Origin of the sequence: Ruegeria spongiae, from assembly GCF_023502395.1 — a bacterium.
In the GTDB taxonomy this organism is placed as follows: Bacteria; Pseudomonadota; Alphaproteobacteria; order Rhodobacterales; family Rhodobacteraceae; genus Ruegeria_C; species Ruegeria_C spongiae.
On sequence record NZ_JAMFMB010000023.1, the window covers coordinates 16797 to 34766 of the forward strand.

4 protein-coding genes (1 of these 4 cut by a window edge) are annotated in these 17970 nt (G+C 58.8%); all 4 read left to right on the forward strand.

The annotated features are described in order from the left end of the window. Tightly spaced (each overlapping or abutting the next), the 4 genes in view from M3P21_RS16530 to M3P21_RS16545 form a layout consistent with a single transcriptional unit that may run on beyond the window. On the forward strand, nucleotides 1-4551 hold the full coding sequence (locus tag M3P21_RS16530) for a type I polyketide synthase (RefSeq protein ID WP_249711634.1): 4551 nt from the start codon (nucleotides 1-3) through the stop codon (nucleotides 4549-4551). Next, complete coding sequence (locus M3P21_RS16535) at nucleotides 4548-10976, forward strand: type I polyketide synthase (RefSeq protein WP_249711635.1); 6429 nt, start codon at nucleotides 4548-4550, stop codon at nucleotides 10974-10976. The genes M3P21_RS16530 and M3P21_RS16535 overlap by 4 nt, the downstream gene beginning before the upstream one ends. After that, nucleotides 10973-15361 carry a type I polyketide synthase gene (locus M3P21_RS16540; protein ID WP_249711636.1) on the forward strand — a complete coding sequence of 1463 codons (4389 nt, stop codon included), beginning with the start codon at nucleotides 10973-10975 and terminating at the stop codon, nucleotides 15359-15361. Before M3P21_RS16535 ends, M3P21_RS16540 begins: the two co-directional genes overlap by 4 nt. Continuing rightward, nucleotides 15351-17970: the 5' end (the start) of a type I polyketide synthase gene (locus M3P21_RS16545; protein WP_249711638.1), read on the forward strand. 4955 nt of this gene lie beyond the right edge of the window; only the first 2620 of its 7575 coding nucleotides appear in the window; it begins with the start codon at nucleotides 15351-15353; its stop codon lies beyond the right edge, outside the window. Before M3P21_RS16540 ends, M3P21_RS16545 begins: the two co-directional genes overlap by 11 nt.

Consider the following 17970-nt stretch of genomic DNA (forward strand, 5'->3'; position numbering starts at 1 on the left):
ATGACTGTCGCGACCAAGTCCGAAAATGCCGTAGCAATCATCGGAATGGGATTGCGGTTTCCCGGAGGCGCGGAATCAGTGCAATCCTACTGGGATTTGCTGGTGAATGGGATCAACGCTGTTGGCGAGATCCCCGCAGACCGTATGGATGTCGGACAGCTCTACTCTGGCACGCCCGCGACACCGGGGCGGATCATGACCCGTTTCGGAGGGTTTCTGGACAATATCGACGCATTTGACGCAGGTTTCTTTGGCATTTCACCACGTGAAGCCGAACGCATGGACCCGCAACAGCGCCTGGTTCTCGAGACCGCGTGGCATGCGATCGAGGATGCCCAGATCGATGCGCACAGCCTATCCGGTAGGCGTGTGGGCGTTTATGTGGGTCAATGGCTCAGCGATTTCGAAGCTCGTCTGATGCGCCATCCCGAAAACACCGATTTTGAAATGACGGTTGGATCCGGCCGTTACACCACTGCCGGCAGGTTGTCGTATTTTCTTGGTCTCGAAGGACCAAGCCTGACATTGGATACGGCGTGTTCCTCTTCGTTGACGGCTGTTCACCTGGCCGTCCAGTCGCTTCGTTCAGGGGAAAGCGAACTGGCCTTTGCAGCAGGTGTCAACGCCATCCTCAGCCCACACATCACAGTTGGTTATTCGCAAAGCCGGATGATGGCACCCGACGGGCGCTGCAAATTCGGCGATGCCTCCGGCGATGGCTACGTACGTAGCGAAGGAGCGGGAATGGTGTTGCTGAAACGTCTCGATCACGCACTGGAAGACGGCGACCAGATTCGGGCGGTGATCCGGGGGAGCGCCATCAATAACGATGGACGAAATAGCGGCTTTATGGGGCGACCGGCAATAGCCGGGCAAAAGTCCCTGATCGGGCAAGCTCTTAGCGATGCCCAAGTGCCATCCGATCAGATCGGCTATGTCGAGGCGCACGGAACAGGCACCGCAACTGGCGATCCGGTCGAACTGACCGCGCTCGGCGAAACGCTTGGAGCGGGCAGAGCAACGTCCCAACCACTCTATGTCGGCTCGGTGAAAACAAATATCGGCCACACCGAGGGCGCCGCAGGATTGGCCGGGTTGCTGAAAGCAAGCCTCGCGGTTCAGACCGGCATCATACCTGCAAGCCTGAACATGTCGCACCCAAACCCGAAGATCGACTGGGACGGGCTGAACCTCGCAGTCCCGGTGGCGCCGGTCGCCTGGGCTCCGGAAGATCACAGGCGTAGGGCTGCAATCAGCAGCTTTGGCATTGCCGGATCGAACGCGCAGATCATTGTTGAAGAACCGCCCAAGCCAACAGCCAGCCCCGTCGAACCGGCAATGCAGAAGCCTTTGGTCCTGCCGCTATCCGCCGCGTGCAAGCCCGGCCTTCAGGCGCTTGCCCGGACTTGTGCTGCCTTGATCGAGACTGAAAGCGCCACCACGATCGGGCGGTTTTGCTCGGCCATGGCTCTCGGGCGTACCGCATTGCGGGAACGGGCGGTATTTGTCGGATCCGATCGGTTGGATCTGATCGCCAGTCTGAAGCTAGAAACCGGCGGCGGGTCGGCCATTGCAGATGGGTCAGTCAGCGCCATCAAGCCCAAGATCGTGTTTGTTGCACCCGGTCAGGGCGGGCAGTGGACAGGCATGAGCCGCGAACTCTATGCCAGCGAACCGGCGTTTAGGAACAAACTGGATGAGTGTGATTCTTTGCTGGCCGATCTGGTCGACTGGTCGCTGTTGGCTCAGCTCAATTCGAACCCTGGCGATGACGCGTTCCTCCTCGACAGAATTGACGTCATCCAGCCGGCTTTGGTGGCTCTGGCGATCGCTTACGCTGCGCTCTGGCAAGCAAAAGGTGTGAAACCGGATGCAGTTGTCGGGCATAGCATGGGTGAGGTCGCCGCCGCCGCGATTGCTGGCTCACTTGATCTGAAAAGCGCCTTCAGAATCGTTGTGCACCGCAGTCAGCTGATGGCCAGAACAAGTGGGACCGGAGGCATGGCGTTAGTCGAACTGGATCCGGATGCCATAAGTGCAAGACTGCGGTCATACAGGGGTGAATTGTCTCTGGCCGCGAGAAATGGACCGCGCAACTGTATCATCTCGGGCGAGATCAGCGCTCTGGAACGCGCCCTCAATGAGTTTGAGCGCGACGGAATTTTCTGCCGCCGCGTCAAGGTGGATGTGGCATCGCATAGCCCCCAGATGGAACCTCTGGCGAATGAATTGAGCAAAGATCTTGCCAACCTGGTGCCACGCCATGCCCTTACCCCTATGTATTCCACCGTTCAGGGAGCATTGATCGACGGAACCGCGCTCGACAACGCCTATTGGGCGAAGAATTTGCGCCAACCGGTGTTATTTCACGACGCGCTTGTTCAGGCGATCGGCGGACATGATGCAATTGTAGTGGAACTGGGTCCTCACCCCGTTCTTTTGCCCGCTATCATAGATACCGCGCGCGATCTGGCGTCAGAGGTGGCGTCCGTTGGAACCACGCTGCGCGATGAACCAGAGGGAACTGCCTTTCTCACATCCCTGGCGACACTTTGGACCAAAGGCGTTTCGGTGGAATGGGACACGGCTGCCTCAGTGAACCGCGGTGCAGTGCATCTGCCCCCTTACCCCTGGCAGAAAAAACGCCATTGGCTGGAAGAGGCAGAGCTCTCTCATGCAACGGACAATCAAGTAGGACCGTCGCCGCTGGATGCCGAAACTCTGTCCTGCTTGTATTCGTCCCAATGGGTTCGAACCGAAGCGGATCCAGACAAGAGTACGCAGTCGGGCACCAGATGGCTCATTGTAGGGGCATCTTCCAATTTCGCAGTGAACCTGACTGCGCAGTTGGGTCGGTTCGAAAACCTGGTGCGATGCGTCGGCATCGACGAATTTACCGTCCTCGACCAGATGCCAGACCGGGTTGTTGTCTTGGGTTTCGGTGAAAACACATCGCCGTTTCTGCCGCTCGAAGTGTTGCAACGCCTGACAAAGTGTAACCACTACAAACCGCCGCGCTTGTTTTTTGTCGCCAAAGGGGCCCATCCGGTGACGTCGGACGAGCCGGAATTGGACACGGATCAAGCCGCATTTTGGGGGGCAGCGCGGGTGGTCGCAAGCGAGCATCCGGAGTTGTCTGTACGCCTTATCGATCTTGATCCTCAATCCGATGCGAGTGAAGCAGCCGGCGACATATTGATTGATCTGTTTTCTACCGAAAGCGAAGATCAGATAGCCTATCGGAAAGGACATCGATACGGTCTGCGCATGCGTGCCGGTGTTGATCGCCTACCAAATGCACGCGCGCCGTGGCGCAGCGACGCCGCATGCCTGATCACGGGGGGGCTCGGAGGTGTAGGCGGACGCATTGCACTGGTGGCGGCGCGGCAGGGTGCCCGACACATCGTTCTGATGGGCCGCTCAGTGCTGCCTGTCCGTTCTGACTGGAAAGGCATTGACCCTGCATCAGTGAACGGTGCCCGCATCCGGCTCCTGCGCGAGATCGAGGCTGCGGGCAGTTCGGTGCACTACATTCAGGCAGATGTCAGTTCCAAACCCTCTCTGGACTCGGCATTGCGCAGCTACGAGTGCGAAGCCCGCCCGCCGATAAAGACCGTTGTCCACGCGGCCGGCCAAGTGAGGAACGGCCTTTCCGCCGACTTATCCGCCGATCAGTTCGACGAGGTTCTTGAAGCCAAATACCGAGGCGCACAAAATCTGGACGCATTGCTGAGTGATCTCGATCTTTTTGTCGTGTTCTCATCGGTCGCGCATGTTTTTGCCCCGGCTGGCATGGCCAACTACGTGGCCGCCAATGCTGCAGTCGAAGCACTTGCAACAAAGCGGCAGACCCGCGGTCAGCCCGCGATTTATATCGGGTGGAGTGTGTGGCCAGGCGTGGGATCCCATGCGGAGGGCAAGGCGGCATCCGATTCCACCGAACTTGAGCGGCTAGGCGTCAGGGCCATGGCACCGGAGCAATCCGAAGCGATTTTTGCCTGGCTTTGTCGCAATCGCGCATCCGCAACCGTGATGAATGTCGATTGGACCACCTATGGCCAGACAACGCGTGGTCAACCTGCGCCCCTGTTCGATCAGCTGGCCGGTGAAACACGAGCGGCTCCATCGGAAGTCAGCAAAAAGCTGGCAGAGCTTGATGCTGCATCACGAAAGGAACTGTTGGTTGAGTTTATCCGCGACAACCTTGGCGCAATCCTAAAATCCGACCCCGTGGACATTGACCCGCAGCGTGCTTTGGGCAGCTTTGGCCTGAACTCGCTCATGGGCATCGAACTGCGTAACCGGCTTGAAGCTGCCCTGGACAGGGCGTTGCCCGCAACCCTGATCTGGAACCACCCCACCGTCGCCGCGCTTGCCTCGCATCTCGCTGGTGGGCCGCCCCGAAGCACGTCACCAAGATCCAATCCCGCTCCGGCAGTTCAACCGGCGCAGATGGATGGGCTTGATGATTTGATGAGCGATCTCATGAACAGCTCTGACGACGACGTATACAGCGCGCTCCGAAAACCAAAGAGAGATAGTTCTGGATGAAACGCTCGGAGCAACTTCTTTCAGGGCTTTCGGCCTTGAAGCTGACCAGTCTGGCGCGGGAAATGCGCGGCCGCGCCGCCCCTGTTCTGCAAGCGGACCCGATTGCAATCGTCGGCATGGCTTGCCGTGTTCCGGGTGCGTCTTCTCCGGGTGAATTCTGGACACTCCTTAAAGAGAAACGCGACGCCACCACCGAAATCCCCGGCAATCGCTGGGACGTCGATAAATGGTACGATCCTGAAATATCGACGCCCGGCAAATCGATCACCCGGAGAGGTGGATTTATCGACCAGATCGACCATTTTGATGCAGATTACTTCGGCATTCTCGCTCGCGAGGCCGATGCGATGGACCCGCAGCAGCGGATATTTCTGGAATGCGCCGTCGAAGCTCTGGATGATGCCGGACAACGCGTGCAAGACCTGCGCGGTAGCCGCACGGGCGTATTTGTTGCCAGCTATCACAGCGATTATCAAACCCTGGCCTACCGAGACATTTCTGCGGTGGATTTGCGCACGCTGACCGGAAGTGTCCATAGCGTGGTTCCCAACCGACTATCTCACTTTCTGGATTTGCGCGGACCCAGTATCTCGATCGATACGGCTTGTTCGTCGTCACTGGTCGCTCTCCATACCGCGTGTCAAAGCCTACGGTTGGGCGAGTCCGATCTCGCGCTTTCAGGCGGAATCTCCCTCATGATTACGCCGGACCTAATGGTGTCCTTGTCCAAAGTAGGCTTCATGGCGCCGGATGGACGATCCAAAGCATTCGATAAATCCGCCGATGGGTTCGGCAGGGGCGAGGGATGCGGTGTTCTCGCACTGAAACGAATGTCAGACGCGATCGCGGATGGGGACCGGATCCATGCAATCATTCGCGGATCAGCGGTCAACCAGGACGGCGAGTCGACATTGCTGACGGCACCGAATGGGCCAGCCCAGGAGGCACTTATCAGCGAAGCATTGGAAGCCGCGCAGGTTTCACCACAATCCATCAGTTTCGTCGAGGCCCACGGAACCGGGACGGAGCTGGGCGACCCGATCGAAGTTGAAGCGATCGCCAGTACGATCGGCCACGATGAAGATGGCACCGATCCCTGCTATTTGGGCACATGCAAAGCTAATCTCGGACATCTGGAGGCTGCGGCAGGTGTCGTTGGTGTCATCAAATCTGTGCTGGTGCTGGTGAACGGCGAAATACCGGGACAGCCCTGCTTTGAAACGCTCAGCCCGCATATTTCGCTTGATGGAACCCGTCTGATTATTCCGCGGGAAACAACACCGCTACGCCTGGACACGCCCCTGCGAGCGGGCGTGAGCGGATTTGGCGTAGGTGGGACCAACGCACATGTCGTGCTCGAAAATGCACCGGATCTGGTCGGCTTGACGAGCTCCGATACACGTGGGAACGATCCCGTCATTCTACCGCTGACCGGCCAGAGCCCCGAGTCGCTCACCACAAGCCTCAACGCATGGGCCGCCTTTCTTGGTGAAACTCATGAAAGCCTGCAGGATATCAGTTTCACAGCAGCACAGCGCCGCACGCATCACTCTTACCGGTTGGCGGTCCACGGCAAAACCAAAGCAGAACTGACGGAAAAACTGGTTCAAGCCTCGCGGTACGGGTCGATCCCGGAAACAGTTCCCAAGGGTAAATTGGCCTTCGTGTTTTGTGGACAGGGCGCACAATGGGTTGGAATGGGCCGCGAATTGGCGGAATCCTCACCTGCATTTTTACAAGCGCTTGAGCTATGCGAAGCCACGCTGCAACCACATTGGCAGCATTCCTTACTTGAAGAGATTCACCGTCCGGAAGAAACATCCAGATTGGCCCAGACCGAGATTGCCCAACCGGTCTTGTTTGCGGTCCAGTTCGCGCTGGCCGAGATGTGGAAAGCCCGTGGAATTGAGCCTCAGGCCGTGGTTGGCCACAGCGTAGGCGAGATTGCGGCGCTGACGGTGGCAGGGGCGCTCGATCTTGACACAGCGGCACGCATTGTCTGTCACAGGGCGCGTCTCATGCAGCGGGCTGATGGTTCTGGCGCGATGGCCTCTGTCGACTTGTCGGCAGAGGTGGCAAAAGAGTTTCTACCGATCGCTCCAGACGATCTAAGCATCGCGGCGATGAACGCCCCCGAAACCTGCGTCTTCTCAGGCACGGTCGACGCGGTCAGCAAGCTCGAAACAACGCTCGTCAAGCGCGGCATTGCGATGCACCGACTGCCGGTGCGTTATGCCTTCCACAACGCACAGATGGACGCATTGCTTCCAGAGTTGCGCACGGAACTGGCAGATGTGAGAGGCGCTGAACCCCGGATGGCCGCATATTCGACCGTCACAGGGGACAGATTGGCGTCGCCTGTCGGGGTCGAACATTTTTGTGACAATGTCCGGCAGCCGGTTCGTTTCGCCGAAGCGGTAGCGACCATGTCACAGGACGGCATCGACTGCTTTCTGGAGATTGGCCCGCATCCGGTTCTGGCGGCGGCGATTCACGCCAGCACGGCATCCGACCAGAGCACATCAATCGCGACGCTCCGTCGCGGCCAGCCGGAAGGCGACACGGTTGCAGCAGCAACTGCATCCCTGTTCGGTTGCGCCGTGACGCCGGATTGGAACGCCTTTCAGCCCGAGGGAAGGGTCGTGTCGTTGCCGCCTTATGCCTGGAACCATCAGCGGCATTGGTTACCACAAAGCCAGACTCAAAAGGCGGCAGATCAAGTTCAGGCCTCGATCCATCCGTTGCTTTCAGGCCGCCAGCATATCGCATCACAGGCCATCGACGTCTTCGATGGCAATCTGGACGGAGCCTGGGATTGGTTGTCGGAGCACCGTGTCTTTGGCCAAGTTCTGATGCCGGGAACAGCCATACTTGAGGCTTTGATCGCAGCAGCAAGTGCTGTGTTCGGACCCGCGATCGAAATCTTGGACTTCGCGATAGGCGCTCCGCTTGTGTTGGATCCTAAGTCCGAAACGAAGTGGCAGATATCCGTTCAGCGCAAGCCTGATGGGGGGAGCAGTCTGAAATGGCATAGCTGGGATGGCCAATGCTGGAGAGAAACGGCGACGGCCGAGACAACTGCCACCTCAACGACATTCGCACGAGAACTGCACAAAGACTGGTCAGGAGCATCCCATCAGCCTGAGGGACAAAATTACACCCGCTCGGGTCTGGATCTCGGACCCGCTTTTCAACGCTTGCGCGATGTCACGACAACTGAGAGAACCGGAACCGCCCTGCTTGCCGATGGCGACGGTCCTGAAGGGTTCAGCATATCTCCGTTCATCCTCGATGCCGGTTTCCAGCTTGCCTCGGTGGTGGTAGACGGATGCATCGATAATCCGGAGTTGGCCGCCTTTCTGCCGGTCGGCGTCAAGACCTTTCGCGTCAGCGGTTCGGACACGCGGCCCAAATCGGTTGAGGTCAGGCTCGGCAATCGTTCCGCGAATGCATTTAGTGCAGATATTTCGTTCTTTGACTCGACTGGAGCGGCCTGCGCCCAGATCGACGGCGCCGAATTTTTGCGCGCGGACAACAACGGATCGCTGAGTCAGCTTCAGGTCGGGTCCTATCGCGAAATCTGGGAACTTGCTCCCGAATTGCCGGAGGTCAATCAAGCGGACGACAACTGGCTTATCGTGAATCTCGGCGGGGATCGAACACAGCTGGCAATCATCGCCGACCTGCTGACCACGTCTGAGGGAAAGGTAACGCTGGCCTGCTTCGATAGCAGCGAAACAGCTGGCGTCGGGGGATTGCTCAATCTCGATCCGACAGACGAGAACGCAATTCATTCATTTCTTGAGCCGCTGAGAACAACTCCTGGCGGGCTGGCACATATCATACTGTGCTGTGGATCGGGCCAATGGGATACAGCCCCCGGCGGCTGCACAGGGGTGCGCCAGCCCGAAGGCGTGATTGCAGTTCTGAACCTCACCAAAGCAGTCCTGAGCGCTTTGCCGGACGCCCCCCCCAGAATCACGATCGTGACCAGGGGTGCTGTGGCTGCCGCTGCACATGATTTAGGAAATCCGGATTGTGCATCAATCACCGGGTTGATGTCTACACTTGCACTGGAACACCCCGAACTGCGTCCGAGGGTTATTGACCTCGAATTGCTGGGCGATGCCGATTTGCCAGTTGCTGAACTTTTAGCAGACGCCCCCCGTCTGGTCGCACGGCGCGGTGCAGATCGATTGCGCCCGCGCCTGGTGCGGTCCGGACATGACGCGCTCGACCATGTTCGACTCGAGAGGACCGGAGAAAACACCGCTGTTTCGGTTGCGCTCGGCCCGATACCGCCGCACACCCTTGCTGAAGGCCAGGTACGGCTAGCGATGCGTGCCTCGGGCGTAAACTTCAGGGATGTGCTCTCGGCGCTCGGAATGTACCCCGGCGCGCCGGTACCCCTTGGCGCTGAAGGTGTGGGCGAAGTAAGCGAGATCGGTCCCGGAGTGTCGGGTTTTGAAGTCGGTCAACGGGTCATGGGCCTCATCCCTTGGGCGCATGGAACCGAAGCGGTCGCTCCGGCCTCGGTTCTCGTTCCGGTCCCGGATAACCTGTCCGACGCACGCGCTGCAGCAACGCCGGTCGCTTTTCTAACCGCAGCTTATGGTTTGTATGAACTGGCTTCTCTGAAAGAAGGCAGCACAATCCTCATCCATGCCGCTGCGGGCGGGGTCGGCATGGCCGCTGTGAAGCTGGCTCGCAAAATTGGCGCCACGATTTTTGCTACCGCCGGGTCAGATCGCAAACGGAAATATCTGCGCGAAATGGGAATCACGAATGTGTTCAGCTCGCGGGACCTCACATTTGCCGCGCAAATCAGAGACCTGACCGGGAATCGCGGTGTCGATGTTGTGCTCAATTCGCTGGCAGATGATTTCATCACCGAAAGCTTGAAGCTGACAACCGCCGGCGGAGTCTTCCTTGAGCTCGGCAAACGCGACATCCTGAGCCAGCAAGATGCCCAAGGGATGCGCCCGGACGTCCGTTACCACGCTTTTGATCTGGGCGAGGAAGCTCTGAAAAACACCGGGCTCGTGCAACGCCTCATCGGACCCGTTCTGGACGGATTCGCCGATGGATCACTGGAACCATTGCCAGTGCATAATTTCGCACTGACCGAAGCGGCGGCGGCCTTCCGGCATATGGCGCAAGCCCGGCACCTTGGAAAGATCGTCCTCAGCAATAGCCATCCCGATTTCGAAATTGATCCCGATGCCAGCTATTGGATCACGGGTGGCACCGGAGCAATTGGCCTCGACGCCGCCCATTGGCTGATTGGCGGCGGCGCGCGCAAAATAGTGCTAAGCAGCCGATCCGGTGCAAACAAGAATATTCCGGAAATCGAAAACCTTCGTGAAACCGGTGCTGATATCGTCGTCATAAACGCCGATGCAGCGGATCGGGGTGCAATGACAGAGGCGCTGGGACAGGCTCAGAAACTCGGGCCCCTGAAGGGTGTCGTTCACGCGGCTGGTTCGCTTCGCGACGCTGCATTTACCAGGCAAACGGCGCAGGACGTCTCGGAGGTATTTGGAGGTAAGGTTGCTGGCGCGCATATTCTGGACGAATTGACCCTCAACCTTGAGCTGGACTTCTTCCTTACGTTCTCGGGCGCGGGGCTGGTGCTCGGATCTCCAGGCCAGTCTGTGTATTCAGCGGCCAATGCTGCGCTGGATGCGCTGATGCGACGGCGTCGTGCCCGCGGACTGCCTGCAACCTGCATGTCCCTGGGACCCTGGGACGGAGCTGGAATGTCCGAAGAACTCAGACAGGCAGGCCGCGATCCGTGGGCGGACCGCGGAGTGCTGCCAATCAAACCCGAGAACGGGTTCGCCGAAGCTGAGCGGTTGATCACCTCGGGCTGTCCTTGGTCAATGGTCGCAAATATCGACTGGCAACGGTTCACAAGCACAGCGCCAAGCAACTTGGATCGCGATTATTTTGACACATTTGTGGCCCCTGATGCGGGCAAAACTGCAGGACCCAGGAGATCAGCAGAATCCGCAAAATCAACGATTGACGCGTTGCGCAGCATACCGCCACGCGACCGCTACAACGCCCTACTGGGACTGTTGACAGATCTGGCAAAATCCACAATCGGGCTGACGCCGACAACCGTTGTTCCGCCGCAAAGCGCGCTGAAAGACGTCGGGCTTGACTCACTGATGGCGGTGGAGTTCCGCAACACACTGGTTCGGGTCGGGGGGCGCCCTCTACCCGTCACGCTTCTGTTTGATCACCCCACACTTGACCGGCTCGTGTCCAGGTTGGCGGGGATCTGGGAACTGGAAATCGTGCCCGCATCTCCCGAACATGTTTCGGCCCCGGCATCCGAGACCTCCGATCTGGCGGATATCAGCGACGAAGAGGCGCTGGCCCTGCTTCAAGCCGAACTTGACGGGAGGGCACCCAAGTGAGTGGTTCAACCGACAATTCAGCAGGGGCCACCGTAAAGAAGGCGCTGGCCGAAATTCGCCATTTGCGCGCGCAACTTGAAGCGGTCGAGTCCTCCGAACGTGAACCGTTGGCAATCGTCGGCGTTGGCCTTCGGCTGCCCGGGCACGTCAACAACCTTAGAGACTATGAACGCCTTCTCTGGTCAGGGTCCGATGCGATCTCCGAAATTCCCCAAAACCGTTGGTCGATAGACCAATTTTACGATGAAGACCCCGATCTGGATGGCCATATGACAACCCGGCACGGTGGTTTTCTGGACGATATCGAGGATTTTGACGCCGAGTTTTTTGGGATCGCACCGCAAGAAGCCGCCAGTCTCGATCCGCAGCACAGGCTCGTTCTCGAAACCGGGTGGGAGGCGCTGGAAACAGCGGGCATAAATCCTGAGACGCTGCGCGGGTCCGACACGGGGATATTTCTGGGCATCTCGAATTCAGATTATGGGCGCGCCCTGTTCTCGGATCGGGATCGGATAGAGACCTATTTTGGCACGGGCACCGCCTTCAGCGTTGCCGCTGGGCGGCTGGCCTATTTTCTCGATACCCGGGGCCCGGCCCTGTCGATCGATACGGCATGTTCGTCGTCCCTTGTCGCGCTGCATGAGGCGTGCCGGTCCCTGCGCGCGCGGGAATGCGATCTTGCGCTTGCCGGGGGCGTGAATGTCATCCTTACGCCAGAGATGAACATCACCTTCTCACGCGGACGCATGATGGCATCAAATGGCCGATGCAAGACTTTCGATGCGGCCGCAGACGGCTATGTGCGTGGTGAGGGATGCGGAATGTTCGCATTGCAGCGTCTTTCCACGGCGTTCGCCGACGGCAAATCCGTTCTGGCCCTCATTCGCGGCAGCGCTGTAAACCAGGACGGGCGCAGCGGCGGGTTGACCGCCCCCAATGGCCCCGCGCAGGAAGCGGTTATCCGGTCTGCGCTTCAGGCGGCGGACGTCGATGCGAGGGATGTCGCCTATGTCGAAGCACATGGAACAGGCACTCCGTTGGGCGATCCGATCGAAGTCGGCGCGCTTCAAGCCGTGTATGGAGCCGCAAAATCGCCGCGGGACACTTTTTGCGTCGGCTCGGCAAAGACCGTCATTGGGCATTTGGAGGCGGCGGCAGGGATAGCAGGCGCAGCGAAAGCACTTCTCGTTTTGTCGCGTCAAGAGATTCCGCCGCATCTGAATCTTACAGACGGCAATCCTGAAATAGACTGGTCCGCGCCTTTGTCGGTTCCGACAAAAGCTACTCCACTGCCACCGGCAGAGAGACCTCTGAAGGTCGCGGTCAGTTCATTTGGCTTCAGCGGAACCAACGCGCATCTCGTCATGGAACAGGCGCCGTCCGTTCAAGTTGTTTCCGACCTGTCGAAAACACCAGGGCGAGGCACACATCTTCTTACGCTATCCGCAAGATCCGGCACGGCGCTGCAAACCCTGTCACAACGCTATGCAGATCGGTTGCGCGAGGCCGCCGATCCGGAACACCTGTGCCAAACGGCCAATACTGGTCGCGCAGCGTTCAGACACAGGTTGGCGCTTACAGGTCAAAACGGGCAGGATCTGATCGACGCGATCGACGATTTCCAGCGTGGTCAACCGAATGAACGCGCGATCATAGGCAATACTGCAAACAGGAGCCAGCCCAGGATCGCTTTTCTGTTTTCCGGCCAAGGTGGTCATTTCGCCGGTGCTGGCACAAGTTTGCGGGATTGTTCGCACATTTTCCGCAATTCCCTGTCGCAGGCATCTGCCGATCTGGATCAGCAGATGTCGGTCTCGCTGGAAGAGGCACTTTTCGGGGATGACGCCGGGCAGGTATTACAGAACACAGCGGTCGCGCAGCCCGCACTGGTCGCGATGCAGTGCGCGATGGTCGATCTCTGTCACAGTTTTGGACTCGTTCCCTCGCTTGTACTCGGCCACTCGCTTGGTGAGTATGCCGCGGCCTATTATGCGGGCTTGATGACCCGGCGTGACGCTGTACTCGGCGGGCTCAGGCGCGGCGAACTGCTGCAAAGTCTGGGCACCGGTGGTGCAATGGCCGCTATTGCTGCGCCCAATCACGAGATCGCGAACTATATCGCGCAACAGCAGGACACGGTCGGCATCGCAGCGTTTCACGGCCCAAATAACACCACGATCAGCGGCCCACAAGATGCGATAGCGAACGCTGTCAGAGAGTTCGAAGCAATGGGATGCCGTGCCAGATTGCTGGATGTGCCCTTTGCGGCCCATTCATCCTTTGTCGAACCTGTTGCAGACGCTATGAAACAGGCAATGTCGGGGGTCGATTTCGGCGCCCCCAAACTGCCCTTGGTTTCCACTGTGACTGGCTCTCTCGACACCTCGGGCGAAATGGCAAACGCCGCTTACTGGGCGCGCAATCTGCGTGAACCCGTGCGTTTCAATGAGGCTGTGAAAGCCCTCGCTGAACATAACATTACACATGTGATCGAAATTGGTCCGCACCCCATCCTCCTGGGCCTGATCGAGGATTCTCTGCCGCAGCACAAGCTGGATCTGCTCGGCACGCTCCATCGAGATCGAAACGATTGGAGCGATATTCTGGGCACGCTAGGTCAGCTTTATGCCGATGGTTCATCAATCAACTGGAAAGGCCTGTACGATGGTTCGCCTTCGAACAATCCAAGCCCGAGCGCACCGACCTATCCATTTCAGCGCAAACGGCACTGGATCGACATTCGCGAAACCACAGAGAGCAGCGGCCCTAACACCTGGGAACTTGCCACGTCCGCCCTAGACCTTCAGGCCGAACGTGCGCCGCTGGATTTGAACGTCTATTCCTATCCAAAGAAATGGGCCCTTTTCTCGGAGATTACTATTGCCACGGCCCGCAATACGCTAGTTGATGCTCGTGTGTTTGATGCGCCATCGACTGCTCTTTCCTTGCAGGAGGTCCAAGCGCGCCTTGGCGCAGACGGGATATATCGGCCGCTGCTCCGCCGTTGGCTGGATCGCCTTGCCGGGACGGGAGAGTTGAACGTACTGAATGACCACTATTCAGCGCCGGCTGAACTGCGCCGCACTGCAATGGCGCAGCTTTGGGAAGAGGCAGAAGAGGAGTTCAGCGATAATCGACCACTGCTGGAATATGTCCGGCATTGCGCCGGGATGGCCGGGTCGGTCGTGAGAGGAGCGGAAAACCCGCTCGAGACCCTGTTTCCAGAGGGCGACTTCTCGCTTGCCAGAAGCCTCTATGAAAACAGCGCAACGATGCGCTATATCAATCAACTGGCCGTTTCGGTCCTGTTGTCTCTGGCGGGTGCCCTTAGCCCTGCGGGGCGACTTTCGATTCTCGAGGTTGGCGCGGGAACCGGCGGCACAACTTCGTCTTTGCTGGCCACTTTGCCGCCGGGTTCGGTAAATTATGTCTATTCGGATGTGTCGGATGTGTTTCTCGATTTCGGTCGCGAACGATTTGGCCGCAATCCGGATGTCGACTATCGCGTGTTTGACATGCAATTGCCGATCGCGGGGCAAGGCTTTGAACCAGAAAGCTTCGACCTGATCGTTTCAGCCAACGCGGTGCACGCGAGTCGCAATCTGCCGGACACGCTTGAGCGGCTCTGTGAGCTGCTGCGCCCTGGCGGCATGCTGATGCTGGTGGAATCCACAACCCACTTGGACTGGTTTGACATTTCGACCGGACTGATAGAAGGCTGGCAGGGCTTTGACGATAACCTGCGTACGGAAAACCCGTTGCTCAGCGACACGCTATGGCGGGAAGCACTGCTTCGGACCGGGTTCGAGAAATCCGGCACCTGGCCTGAAAGCGCATCGCCAGCTTCGGTGATGGGGCAACATCTGGTGCTGGGCCGCAAGCCCGGCCGGTCGGTTCCCGGAGAAGTCTCGGCGGCGTTTTCAGAAACAGCCCATGAAGCCCACCAACCCGCAATGTCGCTGCATGCCGATCTTGCTGCCGCACTTCCTGATGAGCGCCGAGATATGTTGCGTGGCTATGTGAAGCGTACCGTCTGCAAAGTACTTGGCCGATCCGAGGATGATCCACCGGCGCAATATGACCGTTTGATGGATATTGGTATGGATTCGCTGATGGCATTGCGCCTGCGCAACCTACTGTCGCAAGGTTTGTCGCTGACCTCGCCCCTGCCCGCGTCGCTCGCCTTTGACCACCCGACGCCCGACGCAATCGCCCGATTTTTGGAGGGCACATTTGATGCAACGCAAGCAAAACCCGACACGTCCGATGAATCGCCGCCAGAGCCTGCCGATCAGACCATGATTTCAACCGAAAGCGTGACGGATCTAAGTGACGAGGAAATCGAGTCCTTGCTGAATGCGAGATTTGGACAAAATGGCGAGTGACAACGATCCACAGACCGGGCAATCGCAAACGCCGCTGCAACGTGCTTTCAGCGCGATGCGTGCTGCTGAAACGAAGCTGGAAGCGCTTGAACGCGCCACGCGGGAACCGATCGCGATTATCGGGCTCGGTTGCCGTGTTCCGGGTGGTGGGCAGGACGCCAATTCCTTCTGGTCGCTGTTGCGCGATGGAGTGGACGCCGTGACAACGGTTCCGCAGGATCGTTGGGATCATGATCACTATTTCGATCCCGATCCTGAAGCGCCCGGCAAGATTTCGACTCGCTTTGGCGGGTTTCTGGAGCAGATCGATCAGTTCGATCCGGGTTTTTTCGGCATCGCCCCGCGCGAGGCACAAGGAATGGACCCACAGCAGCGGCTGTTGCTGGAAGTGTGCTGGGAAACGCTGGAACACGCCTCTCAGGCCCCTGACGGACTGAATGGTTCTGCAACCGGGCTGTTTGTCGGGGCAGCGGCAAGTGACTACGCCTATCTGCAACTCAAGACAGGCGATCCGTCTCTCTTGGATGCCCACTTCGCCTCCGGAATTGCCCATAGCACGCTTTCGGGCAGAATATCCTATCTGTTGGGGTTGCAGGGACCAAGCGTGACGCTGGACACGGCATGCTCCTCCTCATTGGTTGCCGTTCATCAGGCCTGCCAAGCCCTGCGCACCGGAGATTGCGACCTTGCTCTTGCCGGCGGCGTGAACCTGATACTGGGGCCCGATATATTCGTAGCCTTGTCGCAAGCCCGAATGCTTGCCCCCGACGGGAGGTGCAAAGCGTTCAGCGCCGATGCCGACGGTTTCGGTCGCGCAGAGGGCTGCGGCATGATCGCCCTAAAGCGCCTATCCGACGCTAAAGCTGGCGGCGACCGGATTTTGGCAACGATCCGTGGCAGTGCCGTCAATCAGGACGGAGCATCCAGCGGTCTTACAGCTCCAAATGGCCCCGCGCAAGAAAGCGTGATCCGGACCGCCCTGAAGAACGCGGGCGTCGCCGCTTCATCGGTCGGGTATATTGAGGCGCACGGCACGGGGACGTCGCTGGGCGACCCGATCGAAGCGCACGCGCTGGGGCAGGTTTTTACCGACATCCAGGATCGTTCTGAACCCGTGATTGTAGGATCGGTCAAATCCAATTTTGGTCATCTCGAAGCGGCTGCCGGGATTACCGGGCTGATCAAACTTGCGCTGTCCCTGCATCATCAGAGGATTCCGCAAAGTCTGCATTGCAATACACCCAGCCCTTACATCGATTGGGACAGGATGCCGCTGGCGCTTGCGACCGACGACCGGGACTGGCCCGAGATAAACGGCACCCGCATAGGCGGTGTGAGTTCGTTTGGCTTCAGCGGAACCAATGCCCATATCGTATTGGAACAGGCACCCCGTGAATTGCCAACCGAGCCCGAGGTTCGAACCCCGCAGATCCTTGCCGTGTCCGCACACGGGCCCGAGGCCGCGCTTCTGGGTGTCGCAAGCAGGTACGCCAGTTCGATAGAAGCGCTGTCGCAGCAAGCATTCGCCAACTTCTGCCTTACCGCGAATAAGGGAAAAGCCCATCTTGAGCACCGCGCGATTGCAATAGCGGATAGCCCTGAGGAATGTGCCCAAAGCCTGAGCGCTTTCGCGGAAGGCGCGGATCGATCGGGGATCGTGCGGGGCCGGTTAACGCGGCAGGACCCCCCGAGGACGGCATTTCTGTTTACCGGACAGGGATCGCAACACATTGGCATGGGAAAACAGCTCTACGAGACCGAGCCCGTATTCCGAAAAGCGCTCGACCGTTGCGCCACCGCTCTGGACCCCAAACTCAGACTACCGCTGCTCGACGTCATGTTCGGAAACACAGCTGACGACAAGCTGATAGACCAGACCGAATTTGCCCAACCGGCACTATTCTCGCTCGAGTATGCGCTTACGCAACTTTGGCGGTCGTGGGGTGTCGAACCCGATTTTGTGGCTGGCCATTCTGTGGGGGAATTCGTCGCTGCGACGATTGCGGGGGTTTTCTCGCTCGAGGACGCGCTGACACTCATTTGCGAGCGCGGGCGTCTCATGCAAAGCCTTCCGAAAGGCGGAGCGATGACCAGTATCTCCGCATCGCAAGATGCGGTGACAGAAATGATCGCAAAAGCATCAGGTCAAGTTGTGATTGCCGCTGTGAACGCGTCAGCACAAATCACGGTCTCTGGCGAAGCCGAAGCGGTGCAGCAAGTGTGCAGCATCGCCGATGCGCAGGGCGTGAACCAACGCGCGCTGCCCGTCTCTCACGCTTTCCATTCTCCACTCGTCGAGCCCGTGTTGGATCAGTTCGAGCGTGTCGCTGCGCAGATATCTATGAGCCCACCAAAAATGCGGCTCATCTCCAACCTGACGGGCGGACGTGCCGGACCCGAAATTGCGACCGCGCGGTATTGGCGCGATCACATGCGCAACGCCGTCATGTTCCGCGATTGCATGTCGACACTCATGGATATGAAACCTGATCTCATCATCGAGATCGGGCCACAGGCAGCTCTGCTCCCGCTTGTCCACGACGCATGTAACGATGATACGCCGGTCCTCGCCTGTTCCCTGCGCAAGAGTGAAGACGACCGGCGCGCAC

Excerpts from the sequence above, each read along its gene's own strand:
- M3P21_RS16530 (WP_249711634.1), top strand. The coding sequence starts at position 1 with ATGACTGTCGCGACCAAGTCCGAAAATGCCGTAGCAATCATCGGAATG.
- M3P21_RS16535 (WP_249711635.1), top strand. The coding sequence starts at position 4,548 with ATGAAACGCTCGGAGCAACTTCTTTCAGGGCTTTCGGCCTTGAAGCTG.